This window comes from Pediococcus ethanolidurans (genome assembly GCF_964062635.1).
In the GTDB taxonomy this organism is placed as follows: Bacteria; Bacillota; Bacilli; order Lactobacillales; family Lactobacillaceae; genus Pediococcus; species Pediococcus ethanolidurans.
In genome coordinates this window covers 1,869,870-1,889,551 of the sequence record NZ_OZ061250.1, presented here as the reverse complement: position 1 = coordinate 1,889,551, position 19,682 = coordinate 1,869,870, and the positions used below count along the sequence as shown (strand labels likewise).

19 protein-coding genes and 1 other annotated feature are annotated in these 19,682 nt (G+C 36.7%); of the genes, 16 read left to right on the top strand and 3 right to left on the bottom strand.

Annotated features, from left to right (window positions below):
* The first annotated feature begins 66 nt into the window (after positions 1-66).
* Both AB3219_RS09320 and AB3219_RS09315 read left to right on the top strand, forming a co-directional pair.
* Positions 67-753, top strand: a complete 687-nt coding sequence (locus tag AB3219_RS09320; protein WP_057806320.1) for a response regulator transcription factor — start codon at positions 67-69, stop codon at positions 751-753.
* A complete protein-coding gene (locus AB3219_RS09315) occupies positions 750-2,273 on the top strand; it encodes a HAMP domain-containing histidine kinase (RefSeq protein WP_260365266.1) in 1,524 nt (507 codons plus the stop codon). The genes AB3219_RS09320 and AB3219_RS09315 overlap by 4 nt, the downstream gene beginning before the upstream one ends.
* 155 nt (positions 2,274-2,428) lie before the next feature.
* On the opposite strand, the gene yidC is transcribed toward AB3219_RS09315, so the two are convergent.
* Both yidC and AB3219_RS09305 read right to left on the bottom strand, forming a co-directional pair.
* Positions 2,429-3,358: a membrane protein insertase YidC gene (gene yidC, locus AB3219_RS09310; protein WP_057806318.1), complete on the bottom strand. Its 930-nt coding sequence runs from the start codon at positions 3,356-3,358 to the stop codon at positions 2,429-2,431.
* A 72-nt stretch (positions 3,359-3,430) separates the two neighbouring features.
* Positions 3,431-3,703 (bottom strand): acylphosphatase, encoded by a 273-nt coding sequence (locus AB3219_RS09305; RefSeq protein WP_057806317.1) that lies wholly within the window; start codon positions 3,701-3,703, stop codon positions 3,431-3,433.
* Positions 3,704-3,797: 94 nt separating this feature from the next.
* On the opposite strand from AB3219_RS09305, the gene AB3219_RS09300 reads away from it, so the two are divergent.
* The 8 genes from AB3219_RS09300 (at position 3,798) to greA (ending at position 11,841) form a co-directional block, all read left to right on the top strand.
* Complete coding sequence (locus tag AB3219_RS09300; RefSeq protein ID WP_216753817.1) at positions 3,798-4,574, top strand: RNA methyltransferase; 777 nt, start codon at positions 3,798-3,800, stop codon at positions 4,572-4,574.
* A gap of 121 nt (positions 4,575-4,695) precedes the next feature.
* Positions 4,696-5,196, top strand: coding sequence for an HD domain-containing protein (locus AB3219_RS09295; RefSeq protein WP_057806313.1), 501 nt, complete (start codon positions 4,696-4,698; stop codon positions 5,194-5,196).
* Between the two features lie 29 nt (positions 5,197-5,225).
* Complete coding sequence (locus tag AB3219_RS09290) at positions 5,226-5,576, top strand: helix-turn-helix domain-containing protein (protein ID WP_216753816.1); 351 nt, start codon at positions 5,226-5,228, stop codon at positions 5,574-5,576.
* A 44-nt stretch (positions 5,577-5,620) separates the two neighbouring features.
* Positions 5,621-5,828 (top strand) — a binding site (T-box leader).
* A 50-nt stretch (positions 5,829-5,878) separates the two neighbouring features.
* Positions 5,879-6,925, top strand: coding sequence for a phenylalanine--tRNA ligase subunit alpha (pheS, locus tag AB3219_RS09285; RefSeq protein WP_057806310.1), 1,047 nt, complete (start codon positions 5,879-5,881; stop codon positions 6,923-6,925).
* 8 nt (positions 6,926-6,933) lie between these two features.
* Positions 6,934-9,357: a phenylalanine--tRNA ligase subunit beta gene (gene pheT / locus AB3219_RS09280; protein WP_216753814.1), complete on the top strand. Its 2,424-nt coding sequence runs from the start codon at positions 6,934-6,936 to the stop codon at positions 9,355-9,357.
* A gap of 114 nt (positions 9,358-9,471) precedes the next feature.
* Entirely contained in the window at positions 9,472-10,605 is a 1,134-nt protein-coding gene (mltG, locus tag AB3219_RS09275) for an endolytic transglycosylase MltG (RefSeq protein WP_253953607.1), read from the top strand.
* A gap of 16 nt (positions 10,606-10,621) precedes the next feature.
* Entirely contained in the window at positions 10,622-11,281 is a 660-nt protein-coding gene (udk, locus tag AB3219_RS09270; RefSeq protein WP_263794649.1) for a uridine kinase, read from the top strand.
* Positions 11,282-11,358: 77 nt separating this feature from the next.
* On the top strand, positions 11,359-11,841 hold the full coding sequence (gene greA / locus AB3219_RS09265; RefSeq protein ID WP_057806302.1) for a transcription elongation factor GreA: 483 nt from the start codon (positions 11,359-11,361) through the stop codon (positions 11,839-11,841).
* A 67-nt stretch (positions 11,842-11,908) separates the two neighbouring features.
* On the opposite strand, the gene AB3219_RS09260 is transcribed toward greA, so the two are convergent.
* Positions 11,909-14,569, bottom strand: coding sequence for a YfhO family protein (locus AB3219_RS09260; protein ID WP_367369409.1), 2,661 nt, complete (start codon positions 14,567-14,569; stop codon positions 11,909-11,911).
* Between the two features lie 131 nt (positions 14,570-14,700).
* Here AB3219_RS09260 and AB3219_RS09255 point away from each other — a divergent pair, with 131 nt between their 5' ends.
* The 6 genes from AB3219_RS09255 (at position 14,701) to AB3219_RS09230 (ending at position 19,644) form a co-directional block, all read left to right on the top strand.
* Positions 14,701-16,791, top strand: coding sequence for a penicillin-binding protein 2 (locus AB3219_RS09255; protein ID WP_216762948.1), 2,091 nt, complete (start codon positions 14,701-14,703; stop codon positions 16,789-16,791).
* A 129-nt stretch (positions 16,792-16,920) separates the two neighbouring features.
* Complete coding sequence (gene rpmG, locus AB3219_RS09250) at positions 16,921-17,070, top strand: 50S ribosomal protein L33 (protein WP_074693824.1); 150 nt, start codon at positions 16,921-16,923, stop codon at positions 17,068-17,070.
* A 74-nt stretch (positions 17,071-17,144) separates the two neighbouring features.
* A complete protein-coding gene (locus AB3219_RS09245) occupies positions 17,145-17,702 on the top strand; it encodes a 5-formyltetrahydrofolate cyclo-ligase (protein ID WP_216753809.1) in 558 nt (185 codons plus the stop codon).
* Positions 17,702-18,382: a rhomboid family intramembrane serine protease gene (locus tag AB3219_RS09240; RefSeq protein ID WP_057806296.1), complete on the top strand. Its 681-nt coding sequence runs from the start codon at positions 17,702-17,704 to the stop codon at positions 18,380-18,382. The genes AB3219_RS09245 and AB3219_RS09240 overlap by 1 nt, the downstream gene beginning before the upstream one ends.
* A gap of 60 nt (positions 18,383-18,442) precedes the next feature.
* Complete coding sequence (locus tag AB3219_RS09235; protein ID WP_057806294.1) at positions 18,443-18,664, top strand: YqgQ family protein; 222 nt, start codon at positions 18,443-18,445, stop codon at positions 18,662-18,664.
* 17 nt (positions 18,665-18,681) lie between these two features.
* Positions 18,682-19,644, top strand: coding sequence for an ROK family glucokinase (locus AB3219_RS09230; RefSeq protein WP_057806291.1), 963 nt, complete (start codon positions 18,682-18,684; stop codon positions 19,642-19,644).
* The last annotated feature ends 38 nt before the right edge of the window (positions 19,645-19,682 follow it).

Sequence of the window (19,682 nt, the reverse complement as noted above, 5' to 3'; positions counted from 1 at the left end):
ACTTTGTTTTGTATGTAATTAGCACGCTTAAAATAATTTTGATCTTTTACAATTAGGAGTGGGAGAATGAGTCGGATATTAATTATTGAGGATGAAAAAAGTTTATCACGGTTTGTTGAACTAGAACTACAACATGAAGGCTATGAAACGGAAGTTCAATTTAATGGTCGGACAGGCCTTGATGCGGCTTTAAATAAAAATTTTGATGCTATTTTATTAGATTTAATGTTACCTGAATTAAACGGAATTGAAGTTTGCCGTCGAGTTCGTGAGGCAAAAACAACACCAATTATTATGATGACTGCTAGAGATTCTGTGATTGATCGAGTATCTGGGTTAGATCACGGTGCGGATGATTATATTGTCAAACCGTTTGCAATTGAAGAACTATTGGCACGCTTACGTGCTTTGCTTCGTCGAATTGATATTGAAAGCGAACAAAAAGCCTTTCAACAAACAACGGTAACTTATCGTGATATTACGATTGAAAAAGAAAATCAAGTTGCTCGTCGTGATGGCAAAATTATTAATTTAACTAAACGGGAATATCAGCTTTTATTATTATTAATGGAAAACATTAATGTGGTGCAGTCACGGGATGCACTTTTGGATGAAGTCTGGGGAATTGATAACGATGTTGAAACTAATGTTGTCGATGTTTATGTCCGTTATTTACGGAATAAAATTGATCGTCCGGGAGAACAAAGTTATATTCAGACAGTTAGAGGAACTGGGTACGTGATGCGATCGTGAGTCAAGATCAAACAAATCAACAATCATACATGCAAACTGGGATAACCAAGCGTAGGTTGTCATTAAAATGGAAATGGGCAATTGGAACAGGAGTTGGTGTACTCCTTATCTTTTTCGTGTTTTCATTTTTTGTCTTTAATAGTATTTCACAAGTAATGTTGAGTCAGGAAAAAACTCAAGTTAATTCCACTATTAACTCCGTGGATTCACGTTTACAAAAAGTTTCCAAAATTGATGGCATTACAGTAGGTAAGTACTTACGTCCGGATAGTACAGCCGGAAATTCTGAACAAAGTGAACAACCCTACAGTAACTCTTTATTAACTAATTTAGCTCGTCGCGATATCGTGGTTTCTGTATATGATCTGAAGGGTGAACAAGTTTTTGCAACTCGGAGAAGTTCAGAAAAGTTTGAGGTACCTCAGAATCGTTCTATTGAAAGAACAAAAACGGGCCACTTTGACGGATTAATTGGCAGAGCACCAATTAAGAATCAAAAAAATGAACTGATTGGTTACATTCAAGTTGTTGATACCTTAAAGAGTGTTAAACGAACCCAACAAAAGGTGATTTGGATTATTATTTTGTTGACGATTATTGCTTTTGCTTTAATTTCACTTTTTGGATATTTACTGGCAACCTATTTATTGAGACCCATTAATGTGATGAATAACACCATGAAACAGGTCACGGAAGATCCGCAAACAGAATTACGAATTCCAGATTTGGAACGTAATGATGAATTGTCCGATTTGGCCATTGTTTTCAATGACATGTTGGATCGAATGCAACGCTATATTGATCAACAGCATCAATTCGTTGAAGATGTCTCTCATGAATTACGCACGCCTGTGGCTGTAATTCAGGGTCATATGGAGATGCTTAATCGATGGGGGAAAGATGATCCCAAAATTTTGAACGAGTCCTTACAGGCTTCCCTAGATGAAACAAAACGAATGCAGAGTCTAGTACAAGAAATGTTAGATTTAACTCGAGCTGATCAACTGGAAATTCATTTTTCAAAAGAGAAGACACCAGTTATGCGAGTAGTTAACCAAGTTTTTAATGACTTTAAGATGATTCATCCAGATTTTACATTTACATTAGATAGTGATGTTTACTCCAATCCGATTGTTCAAATTTATCGCAACCATTTAGAACAAGTTTTAATTATTTTGTTGGACAATGCGGTTAAATATTCAACCAAACGAAAAGAAATTCATATTTCTGCAGCTGAAGACGCACGTACCGTTCAAATTGCCATTCAAGATTTTGGTGAAGGTATTTCTGAAGAGGACGTTAAAAAAGTGTTTAATCGTTTTTATCGTGTGGATAAAGCCAGAAGCCGTGATAAGGGTGGTAATGGATTGGGACTGTCAATTGCACAGCGCCTAATTGAAGGCTATCATGGAAAGATCTCTTTGGAAAGCTCGGTAGGATATGGTTCAATCTTTAGAATTACGCTCCCAATTGTCAAAGAAAAATCGGATTCGAAATTAAAAGAAAAGTCGTCTGATTAACGCTAGATAAAAATTAGATGTACTTAAAAAAGTTCCAATGGAAATTGCTTTAATAAATTTCCGTTGGAGCTTTTTTTTGTAAATAATAACTCCCCCAAAATTATTAGTTTTACTAACAACTTTGAAGGAGTTTGATATTATTGCTCTTTGTTTATTTATCTATTTTGATGATGTTGCTTGCCAGCATTTCGTTTTCGGTTGTCAGCATGTTCTTGCGCAACAGAATTAGTTGTGTTGGGTTGAGCCGGTGTGGTTGGTTCTGGTGGAACAACAACCTTTGGTGGGTTCTTTTTCATTTCTGCTTCAACTGACGCACGAATTCTTGGTCGGTAAAGGTAGATAATGAAAGTTTGAATACATGCAAAGATTCCACCGACGAAGAAGTAGAGACCTAAACCAGCTGGTGCTCTAAATGAAATGAAGAAAATCATTAACGGACTGACAATCATCATTGACATCATGGATTTCTTTTGGTCAGCTGGAATTCCTAGTGTTCCTAACCAACCTTGTAACAAGTAAACAATAAAGGAAAGGGCAGCAAGAATTAAATTAGGCTTTCCTAGGCTAAATCCCATAAATAAGCTACCTGCACCACTTGCTAATTCAGGTGAATATTGAATGGCGGCATATAATGCAGCAAAAATTGGAAATTGAATTAAGATTGGTAAACAACCCATTCCACCAGTCATGCTAATACCGTTATCTCGGTAAAGTGACATCATTTGTTGACTGGCTGCAGTTTTTTCTTCATTGGTTGTCGCATTTTTTTGACGTTCTTGAATGGCAGCCATTTGAGGCTTAACGTAGGCCATTTTTTCTTGTTGAACGGTTGCTTTACGAGATTGCTCGATCATCATTGGTAACAATACCATTCGGATGATGAAAGTTACCGCAATAATTGCCCAGCCATAACTGCCACCAAGTAATCCTGCAATCCAGTTCATAATATGTTGTGTTGGAACTGCTAAATAATCATAAATAATGCCGTATGGTTTTCCTGACTTTGTTCGTTGTACGCATCCGGTCAATAGCAACGCTAACCCAGCAATTGCTGTGAGCGTGCCCAGGTGTTTCATTTTCTTCATTAATACATTCCCTTTCCAATTAAACTAACAACCGATACTATACGGCATTCTAAGCAGTTTTTCAATGTTTGTTTAGTTTGTCACCCGAAAATCAGTGAAATTTTGAAGCGGACGGTCAGTAATGGTTGTTTTTTCGACGCGACCGCTTGGTGATGGAGATAGTTTAACGGCATTAATAAACTCATTCATATGATCTTCTTCGCCTTCAGCTTCAATAAAGACGGAACCATCATTTAAATTAGCTACGGTACCTTTAATATTTAGTTTGTCAGCAACCATTTTAGTTAGATATCGAAAGCCAACTCCTTGAACACGACCAAAAACTTGAATTGTAACTGATTTCATAAATTATCATCCTTTCAAATGTATTGACTCCATTTTATCATTTCTTATGAAAAAGAAATAATATGGTATACTAACATTAAATAAGGAGATAACTATGGAAACAATTTTATCAACACAAAACAATCGCGTTAAAGAATGGGAAAAATTAAAAACCAAAAAGGGTCGCAAAAAAACTGGCTTATATTTAATTGAAGGCCGTCATTTAGTGACAGAAGTTTTGCAAAGCGATGCAATTATTGATTACGTTGTTAGTACACAAGATGAGTTAGACGCTATTAATTTTAAGGTTCCTGAAGATAAATTAGTAGTTATTTCAGATAAAGTTGCTGATCGACTAAGCGATACGGTAACCACACAAGGAATATTTGCTGTTGTTCAAATTCCAAATAAACAACGACAGATACAAGAGCCAAATACCGATGAAAAAGGTTCATGGCTGTTCTTAGATACTATTCAGGATCCAGGGAATATTGGTACCATGGTCCGAACTGCGGATGCTGCTGGCTTTGCCGGTGTTGTGTTTGGTAAGGGGACTGCCGATGTCTTTAATCCTAAAGTGCAACGTGCGATGCAAGGAAGTCAATTTCACATTCGACTGATTTTAGGGAATCTCGACGAGTGGACCCAAAGCTTTAAAAAAGCGCAGATTCCAGTTTATGGAACGGAGTTAAATCCACAAGCTAAAAATTATCAATCAATTGAAAAAACGAATGATTTTGCTCTTATTATGGGTAATGAAGGTAACGGTATGTCACCAGAGTTATTGGCACAAACTACGGCCAATTTGTATATCCCAATTAGAGGAAAAGCAGAATCCTTAAATGTGGCTGTCGCTGCAGGTGTTTTAATGTTTTCTCTGAAAAATATTTAGTTTTTATTACATTTTATATTCGCTTAGTGTTTTCTTTGCTTTTTGGTGAAAAAGTTAGTATCATATTGGTAATTCGATGTTAGATAATTACTACGTTTACTATGAAAAAAGGAAGTATTTAATGAAAATAAATGCTTGGGAACATGATCAGGCGTATTTAGATATCGTCTCTGATTTATTGAAAACTAAAGAAGTTCAAAAATTAGATCAATTTACACAACATCATAACTACACACGATTACAACATTCAATTTCCGTATCGTATCAAAGTTATTTAATTGCTAAAAAATGGCATTTAAATGATCGCGCGGTAGCAAGAGCTGGTTTGTTACATGATTTATTTTATTACAATTGGCGAACCACTAAGTTTGATTTAGGCACACATGCTTATATTCATCCACGAGTAGCGTTGCGTAATGCTGAAAAGCTAACTCCACTTACACCCATGGAAAAAGATATTATTTTGAAACATATGTGGGGAGCTACTATTGCTTTCCCCAAGTATCGAGAAAGTATTATTGTTTCAGTTGTTGATGATTATGCTGCAACGCAAGAGTATTTAGGTCATGTTCACAAGAAAATTCGTTTTCTACTTAATAAAATGCAACAGCGAATTTCTTAAAAGATTATTGGTATAAGGGAGGCAGAGTAATGTCAGAAGCACTAAAAGTTTCCGAGACAGTTGATAATTTTTCACTATGTCCAAAGTTTAGCCGGACGTTTTCAGTCCTCGGTCAAAAATGGAATGGTTTAATTATTGAGGTTTTATTAAATGAAGGATCACAGCGTTTTAAAGATTTGGCTCACAATGTGCCGAAATGCAGTGATCGTGTTTTAGTGGAACGATTAAAAAATTTAGAGGCTGAAGGAATTGTTAATCGATTAACTCATCTAAATTCTTCACTAATTGAGTATCAACTTACCCAAAAAGGTGAGGCATTGCGTCCAGTAATGGATGCAGTTCATGAATTTGCTGATTGTTGGTATACAGCTGAAAAGTAAATGAGTGGTTGACTAACGAACCATTTTAATCTAATATTTAAGTCGGAAAAACTATGACGAAGAATAGTAACCAGTTAAGTTTGACAGGGAGTATTTGCCTTAGACTGAAAGCAAATATTCAAACTAAGATTGGTGAATTCACTTCGGAGTTATTTATTTGAAAGAATAAATCGGTAATTCGCCGTTATTGATGCCAAGTGTGCTAATGTTTATTAGCAAACCAGGGTGGTAACGCGATAACTCGTCCCTTTTTCGGAGGCGAGTTTTTTTGTGCATTTTTTTAAAATTTAGGAGGTTAGATTATGGGTTTACATGAACAGTTAGAAGAATTAAAAGCGAAATCTTTACATGAAATTTCGAGTACAGATGGACTCAAACGATTGGATGCAATTCGGGTTAATGTGTTGGGGAAAAAGGGGCCCTTGACTGAAATTTTACGTGGAATGCGTGATATTCCTAAAGCAGACCGTCCTAAAGTTGGAGAACTTTCTAATCGGGTGCGCGACAACATAACGGCTGCCATTGAGGAGAAACGTTCAGAGCTTGAAAAAGCTGTGATTGAGAAAAAATTAGAAAATGAAAAAATTGACGTTACTTTACCTGGTAAACCAGTTATGCAAGGTGAACCACATGTGATTCAACAAATTATTGACAATATTGAAGATCTGTTTTTAGGAATGGGTTACCAAGTCATTCAAGGCCCTGAAGTTGAAACTGATAAATATAACTTTGAAATGCTCAACCTGCCTAAAGATCACCCAGCTCGTGATATGCAGGACACATTTTACATTACAGACGAAATTTTGATGCGTAGCCAAACTTCACCAGTTCAGGCACGGACGATGGAGAAACACGATTTTTCTAAGGGACCATTAAAAATGATTTCGCCAGGAGTTGTTTATCGACGTGATACAGATGATGCCACCCATTCGCATCAATTTCATCAAGTTGAGGGCCTTGTAATTGATAAGCATATTACCATGGGAGACTTGAAAGGTACTTTGGAAGTATTAGCCAAAGAACTTTTTGGTGATCGTTTTGAAGTCCGCCTTCGTCCTAGCTACTTCCCATTTACTGAACCATCTGTTGAAGCTGATGTCACTTGTTTTAACTGTATGGGTAAGGGATGCTCGGTATGTAAGCAAACTGGTTGGATTGAGGTTTTGGGTGCCGGCATGGTTCATCCTAATGTCTTACGAATGGCTGGTGTTGATCCCGAAGTGTACGGTGGTTATGCATTTGGACTAGGTCCAGATCGTTTTGCAATGCTTCGTTATGGTGTTGATGATATTCGGAACTTCTATCAAAATGATGTCCGTTTCTTATCACAGTTTTCAAAGAAAGGATAACAATAAAAATGAAAGTTTCTTACAATTGGTTAAAAGAATATTTTGATCTTGATGTTGATCCTAAAGTGTTAGCTGAAAAAATTGAACGTACCGCAGTTGAAGTAGATGAAGTAACTTGTGCTGCTGATGGGCTCAAAAAAATTATTGTGGGCTATACCTTAGATGTTCAGCCTCATCCAGACTCAGACCACTTAAACGTTTGCCAAGTAGATGTTGGTGAAGACGAACCCATTCAAATTGTTTGTGGTGCGCCTAACGTGGCTAAAGGTCAGTACGTGATTGTGGCAATGCACGGAGCTCGGATTAAAGACAACGTTAAAATCAAGCGTAGTAAAATGCGTGGTGAACAATCTAACGGCATGATTTGTGCGTTACAAGAAATCGGTTTTGAAGAAAAAGTTGTGCCAAAGGAATATGTAAATGGCATTTATGTTTTCCCTGAAGATAGCCACGTTAAACCTGGCGAACCTGTTTATAACTATTTAGGTATGGATGACAATGTGATTGACACCTCGGTCACACCTAATCGTGGCGATCTCTTTAGTATGGATGGTAACGCCTACGAAATTGGAGCCATTTATGATAAGGTGCCAGTATTGCATCATCGACAACTAGAGACAGTTGATCAAAAAACTGATATTAAAGATTTATTGAATATTAAAATTGATGCTCCTGAAGATGTGCAGGCTTATCAGATGGGCATTGTTAAACATGTAAAAATTGAGCCAAGTCCTTTTTGGCTTCAAGTGCGTTTGATGACAGCGGGTGTCCGACCAATTAATAATGTGGTCGATGTTACTAATTATATTATGCTGAAATATGGTCAACCTTTACATGCCTTTGATTACGATAAATTAACTACCAAAGAAATTCATGTTGGTTATTCACCAAAGCAGACAAAATTTGTGACGCTTGATGGTGAAGAACGTGAACTTAGAGCTACTGATTTAATGATTAAAGATGGCGATAAAAATATTGCTATGGCCGGTGTAATGGGCGGTTTGGAAACGGAAATCAGTGACCAAACAAAGACCGTTGTTATTGAGTCGGCAATCTTTGACCCTATTAAAATTCGTAAAACAGCTCGTTATCATGTGTTGCACAGTGAAGCATCTATGCGGTTTGAACGGGGAATAAATCCTGCAACAGTTACGGATGCACTGAATGAAGCGTTACAATTAACTGCACAATTTGGTCAAGGAGAAGCTGTTAAAGATCAGCTTTCACCAGTTGATCCCAATCCCCAAAGCGTTGAAGTCACACTTGATTTAACACGAATTAATCATGTTTTGGGAACTTCCTTAACAGTTGAAGAAGTAACCGATATTCTTCGCCGACTACAATTTACAGTTCAAGTTTCGGATGAGGTATTTAAGGTAACTGTTCCGGCCCGTCGATGGGATATTCATATTCCAGCTGATATTTTAGAAGAAATTGCTCGTATTTATGGTTATGACAATTTACCATCTACGTTACCAACTGGCTCAACAACAATTGGGAGATTAACTACTAGTCAGCAAGTTATTCGTGGCATTCGTGAACTGTTGCAAGGAAGTGGCTTGAATCAAGCAATGAGTTACGGATTAACAACAGCAGAAAAAGCGAAAATGTTTATGATGCAGGAAAGTGAAGAGACGAAACTTGATTTTCCTATGAGTCAGGATCATGCCGTTTTACGCATGAATCTGATTAGTGGGTTATTGGATGACGTGGCTTATAACGTTGCTCGAAAAGAAGTAAATGTGGCCTTGTATGAACAGGGACGAGTTTTCTATCGAACAGCAGATGTCGATCGTCCCAGTGAAGTTGAACACTTGGCAGGTGCAATTACAGGTTCAATGGTTACCAAGAGTTGGCATGACAAAGAAGTACCAGTTGATTTCTATCAATTGAAGGGAATTGTCTCTTTACTTTTGCATGATTTGAATTTGGAAGAATCTGTAAGTTATGTAGCTAATCAAACGCGACCTGAAATGCATCCCGGCCGCACGGCTGATATTTATTTAGGGGATCACGTTATTGGTTTTATCGGTCAGGTACATCCACAAATTGAAAAACAATTTAAAATTCCTGAAACTTATGTTTTTGAGCTTGATTTACAGGCTCTTCTGGACGCACCAAAACGGATTCAACATTATGAACCTATTTCTAAATATCCCGCAATTACACGCGATGTGGCTTTGCTAATTGATAAAGAGGTTTCGAATACTGAGATCGTTGCTGCTTTGAAGAAAAAATCAAATCATCACTTAGAAGATATTCAGTTATTTGATGTTTATTCAGGAAAACACATTCCAGAAAACAAGAAGTCTGTTGCTTATACTTTGACGTATCGAGACAAACACAATACGTTGACTGAAGATGAAGTTAATCAAGAGTTTGAACAAGCTATTTCTGAGTTGAAGTCAACGTTTGAAGTTGAAATTCGCTAAATTAATTTTAATTTTAAAATATGTTAGCTTGCGCGATTGTTTAAAATAATCGGCAAACTAAACATATTTTTAGTATAATAGCAGATAATGTTTTAGGAACGGGAGGAAGAAATCTTGAATAATCAAGATAAGAACAGTCAAGATAAGGCAGTTAAACAACGAAAACAAAAACAGGGTCACTCAATTATTAGGTGGGTTACGATTGTTTTAGCTGTTGTTATTGTGGCAACTGGGCTTATTGTTTATCATTATTTTTCAGGAGCATTGCAACCGCTAGATCCTGATAGTAAACAACAAATTCAAATTAATGTGCCAGAAGGGTCCTCGACTCGACAAATTGGCACGATTTTACAGGAGAAAAAGGTTGTTAAGAGTGGTGCGGTGTTTAATTATTATGTGAAATCACATAATTTAACTAACTTTAAGGCTGGCTATTATGTTCTAAAGCCTTCAATGACTTTGAATAAGATTGCTAAACGCCTTCAAAAAGGCGGGAGCGCAACGCCTGTTTTACTTGGCAAATATGTCTTGATAAAAGAGGGAGAAACCATTGATGAGGTTGGCAGTTCAATTGCAAAATCATCAGACTATACGCAAAAACAATTTATCGATTTGATGAAAGATCAAACTTTCATTAATAGTTTATATAAAAAATATCCAGATCTATTAGGATCCTCCATGAAGGCGTCTAACGTTCGTTACCGCTTAGAGGGGTATCTTTACCCAGCAACTTATTCGTTGGGTAAGAAGACCACGTTGAAGGCCGTAGTGACTCAAATGGTAGCTAAAGAAAACTCGGTTTTAAAACCTTACTATGCAAAGATTAAAAAGCAAAAAATGACAGTTCAAGAAGTTCTTTCATTGGCTGCTTTAGTTGAACGGGAAGGAAATACAACCTCTGACCGCGAAAAAATTGCCGGTGTATTCTTGAACCGTCTGGCAATTAAAATGCCTTTACAATCTGATGTTTCTGTTTATTATGCGGTAAAGAAGAGCTTTGGTTCGGAACTAACAACGACCGATCTAAAAGATAAATCGCTTTATAATTTACGTTTGCATAAAGGATACGGACCTGGTCCAGTTAATAATCCTAGTGAAAAGTCAGTTTTGGCCGTATTACATCCTAAAGATCAAAGCAAAGATTATTTGTACTTTGTTGCTAATCTAAAAACAGGAAAAATTTACTTTTCAAAAACGTACGATGAGCATTTAGCAAACGCTGCAAGTCAAGATCCAAGTAATAAATAACGATGGGGATTAATTCATGAATACAAATGACAAACGACCTATTTTAATTGGCGTAACTGGTGGTTCGGGTAGCGGTAAAACAACTGTTAGTCGTAAAATTTATCAAAACCTTTCTGGACATTCAATTATGACACTTCAACAAGATTCTTATTATAAGGATCAGGCTAACATGTCCATGGCGGAAAGAGCGGCGGTTAATTATGATCACCCGTTGGCTTTTGATACCGATTTATTAATTGAGCAACTAAAACAATTACTTAATTATAAAGCCATTGAAAAACCGGTTTATGATTACACAAAATTGACACGTAGTCATAAAACTGTTCGACAAGAACCACGCGATGTGATTATCCTAGAAGGTATTCTTATCCTCGATGATAAGCGATTACGCGATTTGATGGATATCAAAGTTTATGTGGACACGGATGATGATATTCGAATTATTCGCCGAATTGAACGTGATATTAAAGAACGTGGCCGTACTTTGGATTCAGTAATCACACAGTATCTTGCAACGGTTAAACCAATGTTTTACCAGTTTGTAGAACCTACTAAACGTTATGCCGACATAATTGTCCCAGAGGGTGGGCAAAATACAGTGGCCATTGATTTGATAACAACCAAAATTAAGGATATTCTTTCTCAAGATGGAAGAGATGGCATTTTTCGTGAGTAAGTCTATTTACAAGCCGTTTACTTCATGGTACGCTGTAAATCGTTATATTTTCATCATAAATAAGAGGTGTCTAAAAAGTGGCAAATGAAAAAACATACCCAATGACGGAAGCGGGTAGAAAAAAATTAGAGGATGAGTTAAACGAGAAAAAGACAAAAACTCGTCCAGAAGTAATTGAACGAATTAAAATTGCACGTGGTTTTGGTGATTTATCAGAAAATTCTGAATATGAATCTGCAAAAGATGAACAAAGTATGGTTGAAAGTCGGATCAGTACGATTGAACATATGTTGCAAAATGCAGAAATTATCGATAACAATGCAGTTGCTAAAGACGTAGTTTCATTAGGAAAAACAGTTGAATTTAAAGAGTTACCTGATGAAGAACCTGAATCTTACACGATTGTTGGGGCTGCCGAGGCAGATCCAATGTCTGGTAAGATCTCGAATGATTCGCCAATTGCTAAGGCTTTGTTAGATCATAAAGTGGGCGACCAAGTTGTGATTGCAACACCAGGTGGCGATATGAACGTTCAGATTTTAAGCGTTAAAGCTGAATAGATTACAAATAAAAATAGAACTTAACAATTTTCGTTGTTAAGTTCTATTTTTGTTAGAAAGAAATCTTTTATTTTTTAATGCTTCGTTTTTTAAACCATAAATAACAGATAACAATAAGTAAAGCAATCAAGCTAACTATTAGTCCAAAGAACAGATAAGGTGGCCAGTAAGTTAATACAATCTTATGCGTCCCAGGAGTTAATTGAATACCACAGAAGGTCTTAGCTACTTTGACAATCTTAGCAGACTTGCCATCGACCTGTGCATGCCAGCCTTTACCATAAGGAATTGTGGTCATTAGAAAATCATTTTTCTTGGAAACTGTAATGTTACCAGAAATCTGATGGCTATTATGTTTAGTAACTTTCAAGGGTGAAGTACTAAGTTGTTTATGAAGCTTTGTAAAACTTGTTTGATTAAAATGATACAAAGTGAAGTTTTCAAGCCATAAACTCATCTTTTTAAGTTGTATCCTCAAAGTTACAGTTTTACCTTTACTATGATTTGCAAAGTTTACAACAACTGTATTTCGATAAGGCGAATATTGCGTAAGTGTTTTACCATTAATGGTAAACGTGGCGTTATCCGGATTTAACTCTTGTCCTAAAGTTAAATAGTAAGCGTCGTTCGTTGTTGGTGTAAATTTGAAAGTTACAATCCCAGGTTTAGATAAACTATTCTTTTTAAGAACACTCCCTGTTAATTTAGTGGTTTGATTAATATTTTGAAAAATAACTTCATTAAAGTTTTGCGAAGTAAATAGTTTTGAAGTCGTTTTTCCAGCTAATGTACTGTACAGCTGCGACTGATACTGGATTGTGTCTAAGTTGCTTCCATTGAACTTCTTGACTAAACTTGAAGTTCCAAATCCGATCGAGAGTGCATAAGGATTTTTATATGTTTGAGTTAAACTGTCTTGACCAACCAATTGATAACTGGTTAGATCCGGTCGATAAGTCAGTGCCGGAAGCGTCGGGTTTGCTGTTGATGTTACTGACGAACCTAATTGATTTGAGTCGATATTTTTAGACCAGTATTTCATGCCTAATAAACTGTCAGTAATAAGGGTACCGTTTGAATAGGTGACAAAGCCATCTCCGTCTGGTTGCCCAATTTTTTGCATGAAGTTAGGAATCTGAGTTTCAAAAGTAGAACTAAAATGGGAACCACCATTGAAAGCAGCTTGCATTGAATCGTCTTTGGTACGCATATAGGTTTTACCGATTCGATAGAAGCTTTTATCTTTTTTCTGAATTTTACTAATTGTTTTGTCAAGTTCGGTTGTGTAGTTTCCAAATTCAGATTGAGAAACGTAAGATAAATTGTTTAATGACATGCAAGCATTCACAAATACATCAAGAATCACTAGAATTGTGATTAACCAAGCAGTGTTTGGTCTTTGTTTTAAAAGAATGAACGCTAATAAACCTAATGCTACAAACAAACAACCAATAAAAAACTGACTTTGATCTACGTATTTTTTGAAACTGGTCAAATTTAAATACAAGTAGACTAGTCCTAAAAGAAAAATACAAGTTGTTATAATTAAGCTACGGGTACTAAATAAGGGTTCAGAAAATAAATATCTAGCCGCCAAAAAGATAATCCAGAAGCAGACCAAAAAACTAAATCGGTAAGGGTACCACCAGGGAAACTGCATTGCATGCCAAAACAGATCTAAAGGTTGAAAACATAGTGATAATAATAGAAATAAAGTAATAATTCCGGCAGTGATGCGCTCACGAAGCTTTAAATTCCGGTTGGTAAAGTACAGAATAAACCCGATAAGACAAAAAGCACCAACAAAAATATTTGGTAAACCGCTGGGCATTTGTTCAAAGTTAAAAGTGCCAGGAAGTAATTTGCTGAGCATTTTAAACGGAAAATATTCAAATTTAAATTTGACACTGGTTTCAGTATATTGAACTTTACTCTGAGTAAGAATATAAAAAGTTGGCATCAACAGCCAAGAAGCAAAGCCAGCTGATAAAATTGCACCACTTACGAATTTCTTGAATGCTGTGAAGGCCGCTTTAAATGAGGTATAATAGTGGGCGCTAGCAAACGCAAAATATAACACACTGAAAATACATATCATATAAGCCATGTAATAATTGATGATTAACATTAAAGCTAGCCACAAAACGAACCAACGAATTTTTCCTGTTTTAAAAATCTGTTCGATACCTAAAACAATCAAAGGTAACAAAATGGGAGCGTCAAGCCAAATCAAATTTAATTGATTGGCAACGGTAAATCCCATTAACGCATAGGTGGTTGACAATCCCGGCACGAGCCATGAAGCTTTGGGATACATCTTTTGTAATAAAATAGCAAAGGTAAGTCCTGAAAAAGCGTATTTTAAAACGGTGATGATAAAAATTCCAGAGGTAATGGTTTTTCCAGGGAAAAAGAGCAAAATTAAATTAAACGGGCTCATTAAATAGTATGCCCATGTCCCAGTCATATCACCGCCAATGGCTTTAGAAAAAGAGTAGAAAAAAGCAGTTGGATCGTGGAGAATTGTGTGACGAAAGTAAGCAAATAAGTCGACATATTGCTGGCCAAGATCAACGGTTAATAAACTACTCGATCCAAAAGGAGCCATCTTTCGATAAATAAAATAACCAGACATTAAAATTAATGGAATTAAAAAACTGGCAAATAATTGTTGCTTATGCGAACTAACAAGGCGTTTGGTGTGATTTAAATAAGATCTTTGCATCATATTCCTCTTTTCCAGATTACTTTTCTTAGCATACCACATTGACTAAGATAATCTAAAAATATGAACAAGTTATAGAAGCCTTTTGAATTTTTTGTTAGAATGATCAAAGTAGCGTGAAGGAGCTTAAGATTTTGAAATCAAATAAAAAATCATCTCAAATTCGTAAAAAGAAATCAGAACTACCATTCCGACTCAATTTAATTTTCATAATTGTTGTCATTTTATTAGTTACTTTGATTGGTCGACTTGCTTATCTCCAGATTTTTAATGGCTCTAAATATGTTGCTGATGTGGACCGAACGGATACAACAGTGGAGACTAGCAATGTGCAACGAGGAGAAATCTATGATTCAACTGGTAAGGTCCTTGTAGGCAATCAATCACACCAAGCGATTCAGTATACTAAGGGTGTTAATGTTTTATCCAGCGCTCTAAGAAGTACAGCAGATCGTTTGAGCCAGTATCTAAAAGTTTCAACTGCAACGCTTTCCACTCAAGATGAAGCAGATTACTATTTGGCCAAGTCATCCAATTTGACGAAAGTAGAAAATAGCATTAAGAACCATAGTGAATATGGTACCAAAGCACTTTATAATTTAGCGGTTGAAAAAGTTAAAAAAACGGTAAATTTAAGTAAAACGGAACAAAATGCGGCTAAAATTTTTAGTTTAATGAACGGTGCTTATGAACTTTCCACAGTTTACTTAAAAGAATCGGGTGTTTCTAATAAGGAAGTCGCAGAAATTGGCGAACATTTGTCAGAGCTGCCGGGTGTTAAAGTGGGAACGAGCTGGTCGCGAGACTATCCACAAGGCAATTCAATTAAAAGTATTGCTGGGACTGTTTCCAGTGCCAAAGTTGGTTTACCTAGTGATGAAGTTAACATCCTTCTAGCACAAGGTTACTCTCGAAATGACAGCGTTGGACAAAGCTACTTGGAAAAAGAATATGACTCTATTTTAAAGGGAACCAAGTCACAGACGCGTGTTGAAGTTAGTGGAAACAGTACTGTTAAAAAAGAAGTTAAACAATATGCAGGTAAAAAGGGTGATAATCTAGTTCTTTCAATTAATGCAGCCTTTCAGCAAAAAATTCAACAGTATACACGATCTGCAGTTACCAGTGCAGGTGGTGAATCCACTGGTGGATATGCGGTTGTGATGAATCCAAATACAGGGGCAGTCATTGCATTAGCCGGCGTTGATCGAAATACAAGTACTGGTAAAGTCACAGATAATGCGCTAGGTACCATTAATGAACCAATCGTAATGGGTTCTGTTGTTAAGGGAGCTATGGTATCAGGTGCCTTGATGGATGGCGTTATTTCGCCTACTAACAGTACAATGACGGATCAACCGATTAAACTTGCGGGAACTAGTTCCAAAGCATCATGGTTTAATAAAACGGGTAGTGCTAATATGCGTTTAACAGCTTCTACTGCTTTGGAAGTATCTTCTAACTCTTATATGATGCAGCTAGCTATGAAAGAGGCGGGATTTAACTATTCCTCTGGAACAAGTTTGTTAGGTATGAAGTCAAGTATTTTTACAAAGATGCGTGGTTATTTTGAACAGTTTGGTTTAGGAACCTATACAGGAATAGATATTCCAGGAGAATCATCAGGATACAAAGGTCCAAGTGGAGAAAGCAATATTGGTAAAGCCCTGGATTTGTCCTTTGGAAATTATGATGCGTATACAACAATTCAAGTAGCTCAGTATATTTCAACAATTGCGAATGGCGGTTACCGAATTGCTCCCCACGTGGTTTCACAAATCCGTGGTACAAATTCAAAGGGTGGTCTTGGGACAGTTGAAGAGACGATTCAACCTAAGATTTTGAACTATATTGATGATACAGCTGCCGAAAAAAAGGTAGTTACCAAAGGATTGTATGAAGTTGTTCATGGAACCAATACGTATAAAACGGGTGGTTCGTTGGCAAGCATTAGTCCCGGCATTTCCGCCAAAACGGGTACTGCCGAAACAACCACTAATGGTAAAACAACGGTAACACTTAGTTTAGCCTCTTACGCACCATCTAATGATCCTAAAGTGGTTGTAGCAGTTGCAATGCCAGGTTTAGGGGAGAGTGCCGAAACTAATAATATCGAACTGGCTAAAAAGATTTATTCGGCTTATTGGAAGATGGTTCAAAGTACTTCTACGTTGAAGAACCCAACCAAAGCAACAACGGCATCTAACAAGACGGCAACTAATTAATCAGTGATTTAGGGTAGTACTTTAAAGGAATCGATGAAACTTGCTTGCGTCATTCAGTATTATTGTGGTATTATATTTTAAGTTGAGGGCGCAACGCCCATCAGAATTAATAGTTGGGAGGTTGGAGCCATGCGCGTACACATTACATTAGAATGTACAGAATGTCATAATCGACAATATCTATCAAGCAAAAACAAGCGTAACAATCCGGATCGTTTGGAGTTAAATAAGTATTGCCCACGTGAAAGAAAGGTTACATTACATCGCGAAACCAAATAAGATTGGACAAAATGATCGAATTTTGTTCCGATCTTTTTTATTAACCATAAAAAATTTTGAATTGAGGGATGCCAATGCAACCAGAAAAAAAGAAGCAGCGTAGTGTGCAGCTAGCTAAATTACAGCAATTAGATCCTACTCAAAAGCAACGAGAATCGCTTAGTATTTATAAACAACTTTTTGCAAGTCCTGAGTGGCAAAATGCAACAGTTATTGCGACGACAATGAGTGGCGATATTGAGTTGAATACATTACCAATTATTCAACAGGCAGGTTTGGAAAATAAAACGATTGTTATTCCTAAAACACTGCCAAAATGGCAAATGAATTTTCAAATTTTTGATCAGAATACTAAACTAGTTAAGAGTAAGTTTAATGTTTTAGAACCAGAAAATGGTAAAGAAGTTGAAAAACAACAAATTGATTTAATTCTTGTACCCGGACTTGGTTTTGCCCAGGCAGGGAATTTTCGACTTGGCTTTGGAGGCGGTTATTACGACCGATTTTTGAGTGATTATACGGGGAAGACGGTAAGCTTAGTTTTAAGCGTACAATTTTTCGAACAACCTGTTTGGCCCGTAGAAGCACATGATATTCCTATTCAAAGTCTAATTAAAAGTGAGGCAAAGTAATGCAACAAACCTTAAAAAAATGGGATCGGCAACCTTATATGACGGTTGGACTGGTTATAATCAATTTTCTTGTGTTTGGTCTGATGACAATAAATGGTGGTTCTGAAAACACACAAACACTGTTGCAGTATGGTGCCGTATTTAAACCATTAGTTGTTCAAAATGGTGAATGGTGGCGGCTGATAACTGGAATGTTCATTCATATTGGGCTAACCCATATCGTCATGAATATGGTTACCTTATATTTTGTTGGCATACAAATTGAAAACTTATTTGGCCATTTTAAATTTTTGGTGATTTATTTCATTGCAGGTATATTTGGAAATGTGGTCAGTTTAGTATTAGGAAATCCACTGGCACTGTCGGCCGGTGCCAGTGGTGCTATTTTTGGTTTGTTTGGAGTTTGGCTAATGTTAGGGGAATCTTTTCATGATAATCCTTATATTAAGGCTTATGCGCGGCAACTTGGTCTATTTGTGGTTTTGGCTTTGGCCTCCAGTTTGATGGAGTCAGGAATTGATATCTATGCGCATATCGGAGGAATATTGGCTGGCTTTCTGGCAGGTTACCTAGTGGGAGTTCCTAAAATTGGTAAGGTTGAGATTCCAAAGAGGATTGTGGCAACAGTTGTGTTAATCGTTTTGTTTGCGGTTACTTTTGGAACACTAATAACTAAGTAAACTTCGCAAAATAACGTTTACAAATCTATTTTTATCTGTATAATTAATTGGGATGATGTTATGAAAACACTTTATGATGTGCAGCAGTTACTTAAAAAATTCGGTATCTATGTTTATGTTGGAAAAAGAATTTGGGATATTGAATTAATGAGTATTGAATTAAAACATTTACACGATGCAGGTGTAGTTGATAATCAAACTTATACTAAGGCAGTCATGGTTCTGCGACATGAACATCATTTAGAAGAGGTTCGCGCAAAGCAACCTAACAAATTATATTAATATTGGAGGAAACAATAATGGATCGCAAGTTGATTGGTGTTGACCTTGGTGGAACAACTATTAAGTTTGCTATTTTAACAGATAGTGGCGAGGTACAACAAAAATGGAGCGTGGAAACCAACATTTTAGATGAAGGTAGCCATATTGTACCAGACATAGTTGAATCAATTAATCACCATATTAAACTTTATAATATGGATAAATCACAGTTTATCGGTATCGGAATGGGAACTCCCGGAACTGTCGATCGTGAAAAAGGAACTGTTGTTGGTGCCTATAACTTAAATTGGAAAACTGTCCAGAATGTAAAAGCTGACGTTGAAGCAGGTACGGGTATTAAATTTACCATGGACAATGATGCAAACGTAGCTGGTCTTGGCGAACGATGGAAGGGCGCTGGCGAGAATGGCAGTGATGTTTCTTTCGTAACGTTAGGTACTGGAATCGGTGGCGGATTAATTGCTGATGGTCAATTACTACACGGTACTGCTGGTGCAGCTGGTGAAATTGGTCACGTTACTGTAGAGCCAAATGGTTATCTATGTACATGTGGCAAACGTGGTTGTTTGGAACAGTACGCTTCAGCTACTGGAGTTGTGCACGTTGCACGAGATATGGCCGAAGAATTTTCCGGTGATTCTGAATTGAAACGCCAAACAGATGATGGACAAGATATTACTTCTAAATTAGTATTTGATTTAGCAAAGAGCGGTGACGCATTAGCCGTACGTGTTGTTGATAAGGTTTGTTATTATTTAGGATTAGCTTTAGGTAATCTTGCTAATACATTGAATCCAGAAAGCATTGTTATTGGCGGTGGTGTTTCTGCTGCAGGTGATTATCTCTTAAAACAAGTTGATCATTACTTCCAAGAATTTGCATTTACAACAGTTCGAAATTCAACAAGTTTGAAATTGGCACGTTTGGGTAATGACGCCGGTGTTATCGGTGCGGCATCGTTAGCCTTGAGCTTTAATTAAGATAGCTTGAAGTAAGCCGGTATAAAGTGAACCCCCAA